The 15555-nt window shown below is 38.9% G+C and carries 16 protein-coding genes and 1 riboswitch; of the genes, 14 read left to right on the forward strand and 2 right to left on the reverse strand.

The window, feature by feature from the left end; translation table 11 throughout:
* Positions 1 to 89: 89 nt before the first annotated feature.
* From COE25_RS16695 to COE25_RS16715, 5 genes are all read left to right on the forward strand, one after another.
* Positions 90 to 863: an electron transfer flavoprotein subunit beta/FixA family protein gene (locus COE25_RS16695; protein ID WP_098933384.1), complete on the forward strand. Its 774-nt coding sequence runs from the start codon at positions 90 to 92 to the stop codon at positions 861 to 863.
* Positions 864 to 901: 38 nt separating this feature from the next.
* Entirely contained in the window at positions 902 to 1879 is a 978-nt protein-coding gene (locus COE25_RS16700) for an electron transfer flavoprotein subunit alpha/FixB family protein (RefSeq protein WP_098933385.1), read from the forward strand.
* A gap of 283 nt (positions 1880 to 2162) precedes the next feature.
* A complete protein-coding gene (trxA, locus tag COE25_RS16705; protein WP_098933386.1) occupies positions 2163 to 2477 on the forward strand; it encodes a thioredoxin in 315 nt (104 codons plus the stop codon).
* A gap of 142 nt (positions 2478 to 2619) precedes the next feature.
* The gene (gene uvrC / locus COE25_RS16710) at positions 2620 to 4392 is read left to right on the forward strand and encodes an excinuclease ABC subunit UvrC (RefSeq protein ID WP_088089185.1); all 1773 of its coding nucleotides are present in this window, start codon (positions 2620 to 2622) and stop codon (positions 4390 to 4392) included.
* A gap of 70 nt (positions 4393 to 4462) precedes the next feature.
* Positions 4463 to 4640: riboswitch (Lysine riboswitch) on the forward strand.
* 111 nt (positions 4641 to 4751) lie between these two features.
* The gene (locus COE25_RS16715) at positions 4752 to 5969 is read left to right on the forward strand and encodes an aspartate kinase (RefSeq protein WP_098933387.1); all 1218 of its coding nucleotides are present in this window, start codon (positions 4752 to 4754) and stop codon (positions 5967 to 5969) included.
* A gap of 49 nt (positions 5970 to 6018) precedes the next feature.
* Here the strand turns inward: COE25_RS16715 and COE25_RS16720 are convergent, their stop codons facing one another.
* The gene (locus COE25_RS16720; protein WP_098933388.1) at positions 6019 to 6462 is read right to left on the reverse strand and encodes a YslB family protein; all 444 of its coding nucleotides are present in this window, start codon (positions 6460 to 6462) and stop codon (positions 6019 to 6021) included.
* A gap of 441 nt (positions 6463 to 6903) precedes the next feature.
* Here COE25_RS16720 and COE25_RS16725 point away from each other — a divergent pair, with 441 nt between their 5' ends.
* The 7 genes from COE25_RS16725 (at position 6904) to COE25_RS16755 (ending at position 13675) form a co-directional block, all read left to right on the forward strand.
* A complete protein-coding gene (locus COE25_RS16725; RefSeq protein WP_088089182.1) occupies positions 6904 to 7512 on the forward strand; it encodes a succinate dehydrogenase cytochrome b558 subunit in 609 nt (202 codons plus the stop codon).
* 57 nt (positions 7513 to 7569) lie between these two features.
* Positions 7570 to 9318, forward strand: a complete 1749-nt coding sequence (gene sdhA, locus COE25_RS16730) for a succinate dehydrogenase flavoprotein subunit (protein ID WP_098933389.1) — start codon at positions 7570 to 7572, stop codon at positions 9316 to 9318.
* 15 nt (positions 9319 to 9333) lie between these two features.
* Positions 9334 to 10095 carry a succinate dehydrogenase iron-sulfur subunit gene (sdhB, locus tag COE25_RS16735; RefSeq protein ID WP_088089180.1) on the forward strand — a complete coding sequence of 254 codons (762 nt, stop codon included), beginning with the start codon at positions 9334 to 9336 and terminating at the stop codon, positions 10093 to 10095.
* Between the two features lie 175 nt (positions 10096 to 10270).
* Positions 10271 to 10852 carry a class D sortase gene (locus tag COE25_RS16740; RefSeq protein ID WP_098933390.1) on the forward strand — a complete coding sequence of 194 codons (582 nt, stop codon included), beginning with the start codon at positions 10271 to 10273 and terminating at the stop codon, positions 10850 to 10852.
* 142 nt (positions 10853 to 10994) lie between these two features.
* Positions 10995 to 11219, forward strand: coding sequence for a spore germination transcription factor GerE (gene gerE / locus COE25_RS16745; protein WP_026563391.1), 225 nt, complete (start codon positions 10995 to 10997; stop codon positions 11217 to 11219).
* A 503-nt stretch (positions 11220 to 11722) separates the two neighbouring features.
* On the forward strand, positions 11723 to 12424 hold the full coding sequence (locus COE25_RS16750) for a DUF2294 domain-containing protein (protein ID WP_256942462.1): 702 nt from the start codon (positions 11723 to 11725) through the stop codon (positions 12422 to 12424).
* Positions 12425 to 12529: 105 nt separating this feature from the next.
* On the forward strand, positions 12530 to 13675 hold the full coding sequence (locus COE25_RS16755) for an ATP-binding protein (RefSeq protein WP_098933391.1): 1146 nt from the start codon (positions 12530 to 12532) through the stop codon (positions 13673 to 13675).
* Between the two features lie 78 nt (positions 13676 to 13753).
* On the opposite strand, the gene COE25_RS16760 is transcribed toward COE25_RS16755, so the two are convergent.
* Positions 13754 to 14056: a HesB/YadR/YfhF family protein gene (locus COE25_RS16760; protein WP_088089177.1), complete on the reverse strand. Its 303-nt coding sequence runs from the start codon at positions 14054 to 14056 to the stop codon at positions 13754 to 13756.
* 208 nt (positions 14057 to 14264) lie between these two features.
* Between COE25_RS16760 and COE25_RS16765 the strand changes: the two genes are divergently transcribed.
* Both COE25_RS16765 and racE read left to right on the forward strand, forming a co-directional pair.
* Complete coding sequence (locus COE25_RS16765) at positions 14265 to 14714, forward strand: MarR family winged helix-turn-helix transcriptional regulator (RefSeq protein WP_088089176.1); 450 nt, start codon at positions 14265 to 14267, stop codon at positions 14712 to 14714.
* A gap of 14 nt (positions 14715 to 14728) precedes the next feature.
* Positions 14729 to 15523 (forward strand): glutamate racemase, encoded by a 795-nt coding sequence (racE, locus tag COE25_RS16770; RefSeq protein ID WP_098933392.1) that lies wholly within the window; start codon positions 14729 to 14731, stop codon positions 15521 to 15523.
* Positions 15524 to 15555: the final 32 nt, after the last annotated feature.

The raw sequence follows: 15555 nt of genomic DNA on the forward strand, positions 1-15555 counted from the left end.
TATAATTGTAAAGGAAGCCCTTTTTTCTAGAAAATTTTCTTAATCTTTCAAACTGAGCGAATGCTCGAAATCTTATTAGGAGGGAAACCATGAATATCTATGTATTACTGAAAAGAACCTTTGATACTGAAGAAAAAATTACGATTAGCGGCGGGAAAATCAATGAGGACGGTGCTGAATTTATTATCAATCCTTATGACGAATATGCGATTGAAGAAGCCATCCAAGTTCGCGATGCTAAGGGCGGAGAAGTAACTGTCATTACTGTTGGAACGGAAGAGTCTGAAAAGCAATTACGTACAGCACTTGCGATGGGCGCTGACAAAGCGGTCCTTATTAATACAGAAGATGATGTGGAGAATGGGGATCAATTTACCACAGCAAAAATCCTTGCTGAATATTTAAAGGATAAAGATGCTGATTTAATCATTGGCGGAAATGTGGCGATTGATGGTGGCACAGGTCAGGTCGGACCACGTGTCGCGGAACTACTTAACATCCCTTACGTAACAACAATCACAAAGTTAGAAATCGACGGTAAAAATGTAACCGTTACCAGAGATGTTGAAGGCGATTCCGAAGTTATTGAAACGAGCCTTCCTCTATTAGTAACTGCACAACAAGGTCTAAATGAGCCGCGCTATCCTTCATTACCTGGGATCATGAAGGCAAAGAAGAAGCCGCTTGAGGAATTAGAATTAGACGACCTTGATCTGGAAGAAGACGATGTGGAAGCAAAAACAAAAACAATCGAAATTTATTTGCCGCCTAAAAAAGAAGCTGGCAGAGTTTTAGCCGGTGATTTGAATGATCAAGTAAAAGAACTTGTTCATCTTCTTCATACCGAAGCAAAAGTAATTTAATCGATTTTTAACAAATATGTTTTCAGGAGGTATATGGAATGTCAAGAAAAGTTTTAGTATTAGGAGAAGTGCGTGACGGTTCATTACGTAATGTATCTTTCGAAGCGATTGCAGCAGCAAAAACGGTTGCTGAGGGCGGAGAAGTGGTTGGTATTTTAGTAGGTACTTCTGTAAGCGCTTTAGGTGTGGAGTTGATCCACAACGGAGCCGACCGCGTAGTAGTTGTTGAAGATGAAAAATTAAATCTATATACTTCAGATGGATACGCTCAGGCGCTTTTAGCAGTGCTTGACCAAGAAAAACCAGAAGGGTTAGTGTTAGGTCATACCTCACTTGGCAAAGACCTATCTCCAAGAATTGCTGGAAAATTAGCATCAGGTTTAATATCAGATGCGACTGCTGTTGAGGTTGCAGGTGGAAATGTCGTGTTCACAAGACCCATCTATTCTGGGAAAGCATTTGAAAAGAAAATTATAACGGATGGCTTAATTTTTGCAACGGTCCGTCCAAATAATATTGCGCCATTGGAAAAAGATGAAAGCAGAAGCGGCGAGGTTTCTACCCTTTCTGTAGACATCAAAGACTTACGTGCCATTATTAAAGAAGTCGTTAGAAAAGCAAGCGAAGGTGTAGACCTAAGTGAAGCAAAAGTGGTTATCTCAGGAGGACGCGGTGTTAAGAGTGCGGATGGTTTTGAACCGCTTAAAGAACTTGCGAATGTCCTTGGCGGAGCGGTAGGCGCTTCACGTGGTGCCTGTGATGCCGACTATTGCGATTACTCTTTACAAATTGGTCAAACTGGTAAGGTAGTCACACCAGACCTTTACATTGCCTGCGGTATTTCTGGAGCAATTCAGCACTTAGCCGGTATGTCTAACTCAAAAGTAATTGTGGCCATTAACAAAGATCCAGAGGCTAATATCTTCAAAGTAGCTGATTACGGAATCGTAGGCGACTTGTTTGAAGTGGTTCCATTACTAACTGAAGAGTTTAAAAAATTAAAGGTACACTCATAATAAGAAAAGCGGAAGCGCCTTGTCCAGGGGCGACAGGCATAAGACGAGCCGGCGAGAAGGTTGCACTTTAACCTTCTTGACGGATTGGCTTATGACCCCGAGCCCCTAGGCGCTGTAGCTAGACAATATTAAGGCGAGCGGAAGTGGTTCCGCTCGCTTTTTTTAGGGATAATTTGAAGTGAATCAGGGGAAAATGATCGATGAAGCAATTTATTAGCTTGATTTTCCAAACGATGTTATACTTTCGGTAAGTAATTCAGTAATCATTAGGAGGGCAATATAAATGACAATTTCACACTTAACAGATCAAAACTTTTCTGCTGAAACAGGTTCAGGCCTTGTTCTCGTAGATTTTTGGGCACCATGGTGCGGACCTTGTAAAATGATAGCTCCAGTTCTTGAAGAACTTGACTTAGAAATGGGCGAAAAAGTTAAAATCACTAAACTTGATGTGGATGATAACCCGCAAACTGCAGCAAATTTCGGTGTTATGAGCATTCCAACATTATTAGTAATGAAAAATGGCGAAGTGGTAGACAAAGTAGTCGGCTTCCAACCAAAAGATGCATTAGCAAGTGTTTTAGAAAAACACGTGTAAGTATAGAAAGACAAAACCTTAGTCGGAGCCAATCCAGCTAAGGTTTTTCTTTTTTGCAAATGACTACCACTTTCATTTATGAGCCTTTTCCTTTAAAATTTTAACAGACACTATATATATAGACGAGAGTGGAGTGGCCGGAATGAATGAAATAATCAAGCAAAAACTGACGCTGTTGCCGGATCAACCGGGCTGCTACTTAATGAAAGACCGTCAGGGTACGATTATTTATGTGGGGAAGGCAAAAGTATTAAAGAATCGTGTACGTTCTTATTTCACTGGGTCACACGATGGAAAGACGCTTAGACTAGTCAATGAGATTGAGGACTTTGAATATATTGTAACCTCTTCAAATATTGAAGCACTTCTACTTGAACTCAACCTAATTAAAAAATACGATCCGAAATACAATATCATGCTGAAGGATGATAAAACCTATCCATTCATTAAGCTGACAGCTGAAAAGCATCCGAAACTCATCATTACAAGAAAAGTAAAAAAGGACAAAGGTAAATACTTTGGTCCGTACCCAAATGCGACGGCTGCCAATGAAACCAAAAAGCTTCTTGACCGAATATATCCGCTGCGAAAATGCTCAACCCTGCCTGACCGGGTCTGCTTGTACTACCATTTAGGGCAGTGCCTGGCACCATGTGTCAATGAAATTCAGGAACAACAGTATAAACAAATGACGGATGAAATTACCCGCTTTTTGAATGGTGGTTATAAGGAAATAAAAAAAGAGCTTCAGGAAAAAATGTCAGCTGCTGCTGAAGAGTTAGACTTCGAACGAGCGAAAGAGTTCCGTGATAAAATCATCCATATCGAAACGATCATGGAAAAACAGAAAATTACCATGAACGATTTTACGGATCGTGATGTATTTGGTTATGCAGTCGATAAAGGCTGGATGTGTGTGCAAGTCTTTTTTGTCCGCCAAGGGAAACTAATTGAGCGGGACGTCTCCATGTTCCCCTTCTATAATGAACCAGAGGAAGAAATACTAACTTTCCTCGGACAATTTTATTCGAAAGCTAATCACTTCAAGCCGAAGGAAATTCTGATTCAAGATGAAGTCGATTTGAGTCTGGCGGAACAACTACTTGAAGTAAAAGTGCTCCAGCCACAACGGGGGCAGAAAAAGGATATTGTCCAATTGGCGATCAAAAATGCAAAAATAGCCTTAAATGAAAAGTTTTCCTTGATCGAGAAGGATGAAGACCGCACCATTAAGGCTGTCGAGAACTTGGGTGAATTACTGGGAATTTATACGCCGCACCGGATTGAAGCATTCGATAACTCCAACATCCAAGGGACAGACCCAGTATCAGCCATGGTCGTTTTCATTGATGGAAAGGCAAATCATCGGGAATACAGGAAATATAAGATTAAAACCGTTCAAGGACCTGATGATTATGAATCCATGCGAGAAGTGACAAGAAGAAGGTATTCACGCGCCTTAAAAGAAGAACTTCCCCTCCCAGATTTAATCATCATCGATGGTGGTAAAGGCCATGTTGAAGCCGTAAGAGATGTTTTGGAAAATGAGTTAGGATTGGATATTCCACTATCGGGACTCGTCAAAGATGATAAACACAAAACTTCCCAATTGCTGTACGGCAATCCTTTGGGAATTGTTCCATTAGGCCGAAACAGCCAGGAGTTTTATTTACTGCAAAGAATTCAAGATGAGGTCCATCGCTTTGCCATTACGTTTCATCGTCAGCTTCGTGGAAAAAGTGCCTTTCAATCCTTGCTCGACGATATTCCTGGAATCGGTGAGAAAAGGAAAAAGCTATTGCTAAAACAATTTGGCTCTGTGAAAAAAATGAAAGAGGCTAGTATGGAGGAATTTACAAATATCGGAATTCCTATGAACGTAGCCGAAGAATTAATTAAAAAACTTCAATCCTAGTGATTGTAAGAAAAAATAGAACATGCTATAATAAGTGAAAATTTAATTTACTATCACTTTTACGTATTAAAGTGAAGGTAGAGGTGCGAGCTTCAAGAGTAATGGTTCTGAGAAGGATGAGCTTCTAAGACGGATCATGAAAGGGAATGTTCGCCGAAGTAAAGAAAATCTCATTTCTTTCTTTGCTGGTCCTGTATTGAATAAATGCCGGATTGTCAGGACGAATGTCTTGGAGAGCTATCTTACATTGTAGGTGCGAGAATATTTTTTCGTGTTCTAAAGCAATGAGAGGCTCTTCTCATTGCTTTTTTATTTGGAAAAATTTACACGTGTTTACTAGAAAGAAGGAGAAAACAATCATGGGGATTATTGTACAAAAATTCGGGGGAACCTCCGTTGCTAATGTAGAAAGAATACTAAATGTAGCATCCTGTGTAAAAGAAGAGACAGACCGTGGCAACAATGTAGTCGTTGTTGTTTCTGCGATGGGAAAATCAACGGATACACTTGTCGGATTAGCAAAAGAAATTTCCGCACAGCCTAATAAGCGGGAAATGGACATGCTGTTATCAACAGGAGAACAGGTAACCATTGCGTTATTGTCAATGGCCTTAAATCAGCAAGGGCTTGATGCCGTTTCTTTTACAGGCTGGCAGGCAGGAATCATCACAGAACCTGTCCATGGAAATGCCCGCATTTCGAATATTAAAACGTCTGCAATTGAAACGGAGCTCGCAACGGGTAAGGTTGTCATTGTGGCAGGATTCCAAGGAATCACGGAAGAAGGCGCAATTACGACGCTCGGTCGTGGTGGTTCTGATACGACAGCTGTGGCATTAGCGGCAGCCTTAAAGGCAGATAAATGCGATATTTATACCGATGTTACTGGGGTTTACACCACGGATCCAAGATATATCAAGAATGCTCGTAAATTATTATCTGTATCGTACGATGAAATGCTAGAGTTAGCTAATTTAGGTGCTGGCGTGCTCCATCCAAGAGCAGTAGAATTTGCTAAAAACTATCAGGTTCGGCTTGAGGTTCGCTCGAGCATGGAGAGAGTAGAAGGAACAGTTATTGAGGAGGAAGCAGCAATGGAACAAAACTTAGTAGTCCGCGGTGTCGCATTTGAAGACGAAATAACAAAAGTAACAGTATTAGGATTGGCGAATTCATTAACAAGTCTATCTACCATCTTTTCAACACTAGCGGAAAATCACCTGAATGTTGACATTATTATTCAAAGTACTACAGAGGGCGATACGGCTAATTTGTCTTTCTCTATCCATACTAATGATTTATTAGAAACATTAAAGGTATTAGAAGACAATAAAGCGGTGCTTGCTTATGAGCAGATTGATGCGGAAAATAAATTAGCGAAGGTGTCAATTGTTGGCTCAGGAATGATTTCTAATCCTGGCGTAGCAGCAAAAATGTTTGAGGTACTCGCTGCAAACAACATCCAAATTAAAATGGTCAGCACATCCGAAATCAAAGTATCAGCAGTAGTAGAAGAAAAAAATATGTTAAAAGCAGTAGAAGCCTTACACGAAGCCTTCGAACTGGCAAACAAATAAAAAAAGGGTGTCAGGCACCGAAGCGGTGCCTGACACCCCATTCCCACGTTTAGTTCTTTTCCCATTTAACAGTGAAAAGGACTTTATTTGATTTCTTTACAGGATGTTCAAAGGTTTCTGCATTGGCTTCTTTTTGTAGTTCAATTTGTTGGGCAAGGAAGCCGGCTTCGAGTTGGAAAAAGTGCTCAGCTTTTGATTTCACACGCGGGACAATAACTGGACTCATTAGTTCAAATTGGATCTCAGTTTTATTTTCTTTTATTATTTCAAGGTGGCCCCAAGAGGCTTTGGCGAAAAACTCCATAATCTGAGCAATATCAGTTAGTGGAAATTTACGTGCGAGGCTTTTTCCGGCCCAATATAAAATTTCAGGTGTATCTTTTCCTAAAATCTCAGGTAAAAGAATTTCTCTGATTAATTCATACCCGAAAAGAGATATGGATTTTGGTTCATCGGTATCTATAGTCTCAACAACAACTGTACTATCGTTCACAAGCTTCCCCTCTTTCTATCATTCTATTATATACGCTTTTTGTTAGGTGTCAGTACAGTTTTTCTAGATAAAACGAATCAATTTACATTAGTTTTTTTGTTATTTTGCAATATCTTGCCTTTTTTTCTATGATAATTATAATTCCCGATATGGTAAAAATAACAACCGTTATATCCTGGTAATTAATTGTAATTATCTATTTATTTTTAATATTAATCCAAATTATTATTGAGATTAACAAATCTATTATAATTTCAATATATTTTAAAAATTTTAATATCTATGATAGAATTGTGTATCCGTTTTCTTGACGCTCTAAGATGATGGGAGTAAAATGGACATGTCACATTATTGTCACACTGATGCTAGGTTTCATATAAGGGGATTTAAATGCTAGAAACTGAACATCATTTTTTTTAAACATTATAGGAGGGTAAATTTATGGCAGGTAATCGAGAGTTTGTTTATCGGAGATTGCATTCGTTGCTTGGGGTTATTCCAATCGGAATCTTTGTCATCCAGCATCTGATTGTAAACCACTATGCGACAGTTGGGGTAGAATCCTTCAACAAAGCTGCGAATTTTATGGGAAATCTTCCTTTTCGCTATGTGTTAGAAACTGTAATTATTTATTTACCAATTTTATTCCATGCAATCTACGGGCTGTATATTGCTTTTACAGCCAAAAACAATGCAAGCCAATATGGATTCTTTAGAAATTGGATGTTTATGCTTCAACGTGTGTCTGGTGTGATTACACTTATTTTTATCACATGGCATGTATGGGAAACAAGAGTAGCAGCGGCGTTTGGAAATGAAGTTAACTTTCAAATGATGCAAGATATTCTTTCATCACCGTTCATGTTTGCGTTTTATGTCATCGGGATTATTTCAGCAATTTTCCACTTTGCAAACGGATTGTGGTCATTCTTTGTTAGCTGGGGCATCACAGTATCTCCACGTTCTCAAGTTATTTCTACATACGTGACAATCGTTATTTTCTTAGCTCTTTCCTATGTTGGAGTAACGACTTTATTAGCTTTTGTATAACCAATTAATGATTGATCGGAATAATATTGGATTTTGGATTAAGGGAGTGAGTCACGAATGAGTAAAGGTAAGGTAATTATTGTCGGCGGCGGTTTAGCTGGCTTAATGGCAACGATTAAGGTTGCAGAAACAGGAACACCTGTAGAGTTGTTTTCTCTTGTTCCAGTTAAACGCTCTCACTCGGTTTGTGCCCAGGGTGGTATTAATGGAGCAGTAAATACCAAAGGTGAAGGCGATTCGACATGGATTCACTTTGATGACACCGTTTATGGCGGGGACTTCTTGGCTAACCAGCCGCCAGTAAAGGCGATGTGTGATGCAGCACCAGGTATTATTCACTTAATGGACCGTATGGGCGTTATGTTTAACCGTACACCAGAAGGACTATTGGACTTCCGCCGTTTCGGGGGAACACAATTTCACCGGACAGCATTTGCAGGCGCTACGACTGGTCAACAGTTGCTTTATGCTTTAGACGAACAGGTTCGCCGCGAAGAAGTAGCTGGTTTGGTAACGAAATACGAAGGCTGGGAATTCCTAGGTTCTGTCGTTGATGACGATGGTGTGTGCCGTGGAATTGTGGCTCAAAATTTAAAAACAATGGAAATTAAGTCATTCTCAGGAGATGCCGTCATCATGGCAACCGGCGGCCCTGGTATTATCTTTGGAAAATCTACAAACTCAGTTATTAATACAGGTTCAGCAGCATCGATTGTGTATCAGCAAGGTGCTTATTACGCTAACGGTGAAATGATCCAAATCCATCCAACAGCCATTCCTGGTGACGATAAGCTTCGCCTCATGAGTGAATCTGCTCGTGGTGAGGGTGGCCGTATCTGGACATATAAGGATGGGAAACCATGGTATTTCTTAGAGGAGAAATATCCAGCTTACGGAAACCTGGTACCACGTGATATCGCCACTCGCGAAATTTTTGACGTTTGTGTTAATCAAAAACTCGGAGTCAATGGCGAAAACATGGTATACCTCGATCTTTCTCATAAGGATCCACATGAATTAGATATTAAACTTGGCGGGATTATTGAAATTTATGAAAAATTCATGGGTGATGATCCCCGTAAAGTTCCAATGAAAATCTTCCCTGCTGTTCACTATTCAATGGGTGGACTTTGGGTTGATTATGACCAAATGACAAGCATCCCTGGTCTATTTGCAGCGGGTGAATGTGATTATTCTCAGCATGGTGCGAACCGTTTAGGTGCCAATTCCTTGCTTTCAGCCATTTATGGCGGAATGGTTGTAGGACCAAACGTAGTTAAATATATCAAAGGCTTGGAGAAGAGTTCCGATGCAGTTTCTTCTAGCGTATTTGACCGACATGTTAAAGAACAAGAAGATAAGTGGAATTCAATTATGTCCCTAAATGGAAATGAAAATGCTTATGTTCTTCATAAAGAGCTTGGGGAATGGATGACAGATAATGTGACGGTTGTTCGTCATAACGACAGGCTATTAAAGACAGATGAGAAAATTCAGGAACTTCTAGAACGTTACCAAAACATCAATATTAATGATACATCCAAATGGAGCAACCAAGGGGCAGCCTTTACTCGTCAACTTCAAAACATGCTGCAATTGGCTCGTGTTATTACAATTGGTGCATACAACCGGAATGAGAGCCGTGGTGCTCATTATAAGCCTGACTTCCCTAAACGTAATGATGAGGAATTCTTAAAAACGACAATGGCGAAATTTGTTGACAGTTCATCAGCACCGGCTTTCCATTATGAAGATGTTGATGTTTCATTGATCAAGCCACGCGAACGCAATTACGCAAAAAGTTAAGGGGGAGTAGGAAGAATGTCTGAAGCTAAAAAGGTTAAATTTATTATTTCACGTCAGGATAACGAAAATACTGCTCCTTACGAGGAGGAATTTGAGGTTCCTTATCGTCCGAATATGAATGTCATCTCGGCGTTAATGGAAATTCGTAAAAACCCTGTAAACACAAAAGGACAAGATTCGACCCCAGTTACTTGGGATATGAACTGTCTTGAAGAAGTTTGCGGTGCATGTTCAATGGTCATCAACGGGAAGCCTCGTCAATCCTGTTCAGCACTTGTCGACCAATTGGAGCAGCCGATTCGATTAGCTCCGATGAAAACTTTCCCAGTGGTACGTGACTTGCAGGTTGACCGGAGCAGAATGTTTGATGCCTTAAAGAAAGTGAAAGCATGGATCCCGATTGATGGTACCTATGATTTGGGCCCAGGTCCACGTATGCCTGAGACAAAACGTCAATGGGCTTATGAGCTTTCAAAATGTATGACATGTGGTGTTTGCCTTGAGGCATGCCCGAACGTAAACAGCAAATCAAACTTTATTGGGGCACAGCCGCTTTCTCAAGTTCGTCTTTTCAATGCCCATCCAACTGGTGCAATGAATAAGGCAGAAAGACTTGAAGCGATTATGGGCGACGGCGGACTTGCAAACTGTGGTAACTCACAGAACTGTGTTCAATCTTGTCCGAAAGGGATTCCGTTGACTACCTCGATTGCTGCATTAAACCGTGATACAACCATTCAAGCCTTCAGAAGCTTCTTTGGAAGTGACAACGCATAGAATTGCGGAAGACTTTTCGTTTAATTTAAATGTAATTGAAAAAACCTTCTTTTCTATCATCGAAAAGAAGGTTTTTTTGTCGTATAGGGGCAATAATTGCAATGGTTCTTTCGGTAGTGATTTGTTATACTCTTATTAATAACGTTAGTTCGTTGAAAAAGGAAGGTACATACAGGTGAAATCTAAATTTCCGCTGTTAATTATTCTTACAGGATTAATTTTAGTAGGTATTGGGCTTTGGCAATTTATAGATGTGAAAAAGCAAACACATGCTTCACTCAAGCAGGCTAAGGAACTAATTGCAGACCAGCCTGAGGATGCCCCTAAAAAGAGGGATGTAAACAGCAAGCGGCCAGAAATGGGGGAGACAGTCGGTCTTTTAGCCATTCCAAAGATCAAAGCAGAGTTAGCAATCATCGAAGGAACCGATCCCGATGATCTCGAAAAAGGTGTCGGCCATTATAAAGGAGCCTATTACCCTGGTGATCAAGGACAAATTGTTCTTTCCGGACATCGAGACACCGTGTTTCGTAAATTAGGGGAACTTGAGATTGGCGATTCACTGAAGATGGAAATGCCGTATGGATCCTATACTTATGAAATAATTGATACCAAAATTGTTAAGTCTGATGATACGAGCATTATTACGCTCCAACATAATAAAGAGGAACTAATCTTAACAACCTGTTACCCGTTTAGTTATATAGGAAATGCCCCAAAACGATACATTATTTATGCAAAGCCCAAAAACTCCTAATCGCTAGGAGTTTTTTTTTATAAAAACGAATCATCTGTTTGTAAATATAGTCACTACATTAGAACTGTTCACATAAGATATGTTGACTAAATATATACCCACCCCGTGTTCATACTGGCGAAGGCAAGGAGGGTTACAGTACTTGAAGGAGAATGTTTATAATCACAAGCCGTTACTCACCAAACGAGAAAGAGAAGTATTCGAGTTATTAGTACAAGACAAAACAACGAAAGAAATCGCTGGTGAATTATTTATAAGCGAAAAAACGGTTCGGAATCACATTTCAAATGCCATGCAAAAGCTTGGTGTAAAGGGGCGTTCTCAAGCAGTTGTAGAGCTCCTTCGAATGGGAGAGCTAGAACTTTAATTATGACCGGCATCCTCTTGGGGAGGCCGGTTTAATTTTGAATAGATAGCCATAAAAAAGGTAAGCAAACGAAATGCTTACCCTTTTGTCTGCAATGCAGATCAGCGATACTTGAAAAAAACTTTTATGCTTACTTGAAAGCAGGCATTCTAAACCAAAATTTTAGCCGAGAAGTAGTTTGACAAAATAAGAATGCTGCTCTAATCCCCATAATAATCAAGGTTGAGAATAAGCTAAAGAGAATATTCAAAGTATATCCCTCCACATTGAAGATTCGTGTTAAAAAGTAACACTAAGATTATTGTTAATCTAGGAAATAATTTTATTCGGATTGTGTGTGATAACAAATCACGAATTCGGTGCGAAATTGTCAATGAAAAGTAAATTTGTTACAAAAATTGCGAATAAATTTTCATAAATAAATTGATAATCTATTTATAGACATTTAAAATAAACCTAGGATAAAAGAAATAATGCTTTTATCTCATAAAAGGATGTTTTTCTTGGAATACAAACAAGTGCAAACAGAACTGGCGGGTTATATAGGGAGAACACTCCGTGAAAACTTCGGGAAAGGTCCCGAATCTGTTTATGTTTCCTATAATCACACGATACTGACTGTTTATTTACGTAACTTTATTTCGCCTTCTGAAACTGTTTTGTTAGGGCAGCAACAAGAAGCAATGATCCAAACAACAAGAGATTTGTTGATGCAAAAATTAATCCCTGAGTTTAAAGCCTATATTAAAATTCTGACAAGTATAGAAGTTAATGAGTTTTATTATGATTGGGGTTTACACAATAAAAGTGGATTATTTGTTTGTATAGGCTCTACCTCGACTGAAATCGAAATTAACAATGAAAAAACCTATAATTATCATGGTCAAGAATCTCTTCACCAAGAAATTAATAGAATAAGCCTTCAAGCGGAAAAAACGCCTGAAGAGGTCGTTTCCTATTTATTAAATGAAAGAACGCTGGTTGTTATTCGAAATGGAATTCTTGTGCCAATTGAGAAGGAGTTAATTCGTTTAGGGAACTTTGAGATATTAAGGATTGCGAAACGGAATCTAGAGAAGCGATTATTACATAGTAGCAGTAATTTTGAATCGATTCTACAAACGAAAGTGAATGATGTATTTGTGGATTGGGATTTTTATCGCGATAAAAGTGTAATCGTACTAATATTATCACCAACTGCATAAAGGCGGAAGTGAACTAGACAATTTCAATTGAGCTAGACATAAGCCAAGATGGGATGACTCCTATCTTGGCTTTTATTTTATGGTGGAAGGAATAGATAAATAGAGATGGGCAGTTCAATAAAAGCAGCTAATAATGGATCAATTAAAACGAATATAGAAGAGGAATTAGAAAAACGTGAAGAATCCTATCGGGATTTAGTTGACAATTCACCTGACGCCGTAATCATTGCCTATGAAGATGACATTCTTTTTATAAATGAAACGGGTGCAAAGTTATTTGGAGCATCAAACAAAGAAGAAATTCAACAAAAGAAAATAGTCGATCTCATTCATCCTGATTATCATGTGCGTATTAAAGAACGGGTGGAAATAGTTACGCGTGGGGATGCAACAGACTTTTTTGAATATAAATTGATCAGGTTAGATGGCACTGTGTTTGAGGCGGAGGTAAAAGGAATTCCCACGATATTTCAAAATAAACCAGCAAGGCATGTTATTATCAGGGATATAACTGATCGAAAAAAAACACTAGAACTATTACTAAATGCTGAGAAATTAAATGTAGCTGGCCAACTGGCAGCAGGGATTGCCCATGAAGTACGAAATCCACTCACTGCGATTAAAGGGTTTCTTCAATTAATAGAAACAAAGCTAAATGACCATAAATCTTACTTTGATATTATCCAATCGGAAATTGATAGAATAGAACTCATTCTCAGTGAGTTATTGATACTCGCAAAACCACAAGATCTAAAGTTTGAGCCTGTGCTTTTACAAACATTGATTGAAGATGTGAAAACGCTGATTGATACCCAGGCAATTATGAATAATGTGCAGATTGAATTTGTTAATGATTGTGGAAAATTAATCATCAACGGCGATAAAAATCAATTAAAACAAGTGCTTATAAATTTTTTAAAAAATGCGATTGAAGCGATGCCGAATGGCGGAGTGATCACTATTGAGCTGAAGAAGCACGATTTTAATCAAGTAAAAATGCTAATTAAAGATACAGGAAGTGGAATGACGCAACATGTATTAAAACGAGTCGGGGAACCATTTTTTACAACAAAAGAGAGCGGCACTGGATTAGGAATTATGAATTCCAAACAAATTGTTGAAAATCACCATGGGACCGTTCATTTTTGGAGCGATGAAAAAGGAACTCTAATCGAAGTGATACTGCCGATTAATGGAGATAAGATTGAAAGGACAAAACAGAGGGGGAGGGGTTTTTTGAAAAAATGGTAAATAAAATAGGCAGGAGTTTTAATAAAGACTAAAATAGGAGGGCTGAGAACAACCTTCCTATTTTTGTTGAGTATTCTATTATTCCGGTGACTTGGTATAACTATATTCTAATTCATCTGTTTTTTCGTTGTAATTGACCTGTAAATCATGTCCATTAAAAAACCACAAGTCCCTTTCTTCAACATAAAACCACATGCCCTCTGATTCGAATTTAGTTATCATATCGATTGGCTCGTTATCTACTGTGAAACCGAGCGAGAAACCTTCTTGCACAGGACTGTTTCCATAGACCTTTGGATAAAACTTCACCTTATCTCCTGTTTTTAACTCTACTTCGTCTTTAAACCACTTTAGTGCTGTCTTGCTGATTACAATTTCCATTCTTTTCTCACCTTTGGTTGATTATTCTAATTTCTATTTTATTATACTCCAAAGTGTCTCAAACTAATATTTCTAATAGTTTCAACTTGAATTTTTAGCGAAAAAAGTAGAAAATAAGGTAAGTATTTAGATATTTAATTTTTGAACAATATGTTTAAATAGATATGGTCTTGAGGAGAAGAGAAGCTTTATATAGGAGTGTTATGAGATGAAACACGAAAATTCACAAGAAGCAAATGGTGACATTGTTGCCAATATTGAGAAGGATTTACGCTACATCTCTGGGATCATCAAGCAAAAAGGAAGAGAAATGCTAAGTAATTATACGATTACTCCACCGCAATTCATTGCATTGCAGTGGCTCTTTGAAGATGGTGATATGACAATCGGGGAGCTCTCTAATAAGATGTATTTGGCATGCAGTACGACGACAGATCTTGTTGATCGAATGGAGAAAAATTTACTTGTAGAGCGGGTAAAAAATCCAAACGATCGTCGTGTTGTCAGAATTCATCTACTTGAAGAGGGCAAGCGAATCATTGATGAAGTGATTAAAAAGCGTAAAGTCTATTTAGAAGAAGTGTTGGTCAATTTCTCATCTGAAGAAATTCAACTTCTTCAAAAAAGCTTAACGAAATTGCATCAGGAAATGCGTTAAAAGAGGCGATAAGTTTGAAACAAGCAATTGGTGTTATTGATTCCGGCGTTGGCGGATTAACTGTTGCCAAAGAGGTAATCAGACAGCTTCCAAATGAGAAAATCATCTATTTGGGGGATACCGCACGTTGCCCATATGGTCCGAGAACAACAAAGGAAGTAAAGAGGTTCACTTGGGAAATGACCTCTTTTTTATTAGAAAAGAAGATTAAGATGCTCGTTATTGCCTGTAATACGGCAACAGCTGCGGCACTAGACGAGATTCGTAAGGAATTGTCCATCCCGGTCTTAGGGGTAATTAATCCTGGAGCACGGGCGGCAATCAAAAAGACAAAAAACTACCGTGTCGGAATTATCGGCACAGAGGGTACAGTAAAAAGTGGTGCTTATGAAAGAGCCTTGAAATCATTAAATAGCCGGCTTTTTGTCAAAGCACATGCTTGTCCAAAATTTGTCCCTCTTGTAGAGAGTGATGAATTTGGTGGGCCGATTGCGGAAAGAATTGTCGACGATGCCTTAAGGACGATGCAGAATCAGAACCTGGATACCCTTATTTTAGGCTGCACCCATTACCCGTTGCTTGAGCCCGTCATAAAAAATGTCATGGGTGAGTCTGTAAGCGTAATTAGCTCTGGTGATGAAACCGCTCGGGAAATAAGTGCAATCCTCCAATATAATGGGTTACTTGATTCGTGTGAAGAAGAACCAGAGCATGAATTTTACACAACCGGTTCAAGGCGGATATTTTCGAAAATCGCCTCACAATGGCTGGGGAATCCAATTAACAATGTGCAAAAGATCAAGTTATAAGTCGAGCCTTCTTTAAATAGAGGCTCGTTTTT

Origin of the sequence: Bacillus sp. AFS031507 (assembly GCF_002584635.1) — a bacterium.
Lineage (GTDB): Bacteria > Bacillota > Bacilli > Bacillales > Cytobacillaceae > Neobacillus.